Genomic DNA, 1,701 nt, shown 5'->3' with positions numbered 1-1,701 from the left:
CGTAACTGGGGCAGATTGGGGGGCGACGATTCCCCCAGAAGAGTATCCGTGATTCAATCTGGGCATGACCTCGCCCGATGGTTCCGCCAAGCCCCTGTCCCAGAAGGCCCTGCGCGAGCTGGTCTCGGATCTGGCTGGTAAGATTGATCGGCTGGAGCAAGAGGTCGAGCAGTTGCGCCTCGACAACAGCAACCTGCGCATCGACAACCAGGCCCTGAAGGACGAGATCGCAAGGCTCAAGCACTTGCCGCCGCGCCCGCCGTTCAAACCCTCCGGCATGGAAAAAGCCACCCAGCCGCGGCCCAACAGTCCGGGCCGCCGCCCAGGCCGCGGCGCCAAACGGGATCGGGTCACCCGCGAGGTGACGTTGCGGGTCGAGGTGCCAGCCGGCTCGCGCTTCAAAGGCTACAAGACGGTGGTGCACCGGGATCTGGTGCTGGTCGCCGAGGTGGTGCGCTACAAGCGGGAACGCTGGGTGACGCCCGAGGGGCAGACCCTCATCGCGCCCTTGCCGGTCGGCGTCACCGGTGGGTTCGGGCCCGGCGTGCGGCGGTTCTGTCTCGCCCTGCACACGCAAGGCCAGGTCACCACCGAGCGCCTCACCGATCTGCTGAACGGCATCGGCCTGTCGATCTCCAAGCGACAAGTGGTGCGCCTGCTCACCTCAGATCTGGAGCCGTTTGAACAGGAGGACCATGCGGTCCTGCAGGCGGGCCTGGTCTCGTCCCCTTACATCACCGTCGATGACACCGGTGCGCGCCACGCCCGCCGTCCTGGGGTTACCACGCAGATCGGCGGCGAGCGCTTTTGCGTCTTCCGCACCGGCCGATCGAAATCGCGCCTGAACTTCCTGTCGCTGCTGCGGGGTGGTTGCGAGGACTACGTCGTCAACGACGCCGCGCTGGACTACCTGCGCCGGCAGCCGGTCGAGGCTGCCGTGATCGCCCGGTTGACGAAGCTCCAGGGCCAAGTGTTCAGCTCGGATCTGGAATGGCTGGAACAGTTGGCGCGGTGCTCGATCAACATCTTCGACCGGCCCCTGCTGCAGACACTGAACGAAGCCGCCACTTGGGGTGCGATCCGCCATCACGGGCTGATGGGGACCACCGTCGTTGTCTCCGACGATGCCGGGCAGTTCCGTGTCGCCCGGCACGCCCTGTGCTGGATTCATGCCGAGCGCCATCTGCAGAAGCTGATGCCGGCCTCGCCCAAGCAGGCCAAGGCGGTGGAATTGGTCCGGAAGACCATTTGGTGCTTTTACCGTGGTCTGAAGCTGTGGAAGTTAAGCCCCTCACCGGGCGCTGAGGCGTCCTTCCGGCGACAGTTCAACCGCATCTTTGGCCAGCATACGGGCTACAAGGAACTCGACGCCTTGCTGGCTCGCCTGGCGCGGCGCAAGGCCGAACTGCTGCGGGTGCTCGAGCGGCCGGAGATCCCGCTGCACACCAATGCGTCGGAGAACGACCTGCGGGCCTGGGTGATCAAGCGCAAGGTCTCCGGCGGCACGATGAGCGTGAATGGCCGTGTCGCACGGGATGTGATGCTGGGGCTTTCGAAGACCTGCCGCAAGCTCCGGCTGTCGTTCTTCGCCTATCTCGGCGACCGCCTCGGCCTGCATGGGGATCAGCCGAGGATCCCACCGCTCGCCGACCTCGTCATCCAGTCAGCCTGAGGCATGGCCCCCCAATCTGCCCCAGTTAC

At 65.7% G+C, this 1,701-nt stretch carries 1 protein-coding gene; it reads left to right on the top strand.

The window, feature by feature from the left end:
• Positions 1-64: 64 nt before the first annotated feature.
• On the top strand, positions 65-1,672 hold the full coding sequence (locus tag ILT44_RS30275) for an IS66 family transposase (RefSeq protein WP_204243314.1): 1,608 nt from the start codon (positions 65-67) through the stop codon (positions 1,670-1,672).
• Positions 1,673-1,701 lie beyond the last annotated feature (29 nt).

Source organism: Microvirga arvi (assembly GCF_016892765.1).
Lineage (GTDB): Bacteria > Pseudomonadota > Alphaproteobacteria > Rhizobiales > Beijerinckiaceae > Microvirga > Microvirga arvi.
This window is presented reverse-complemented; position numbering and strand designations above follow the sequence as displayed.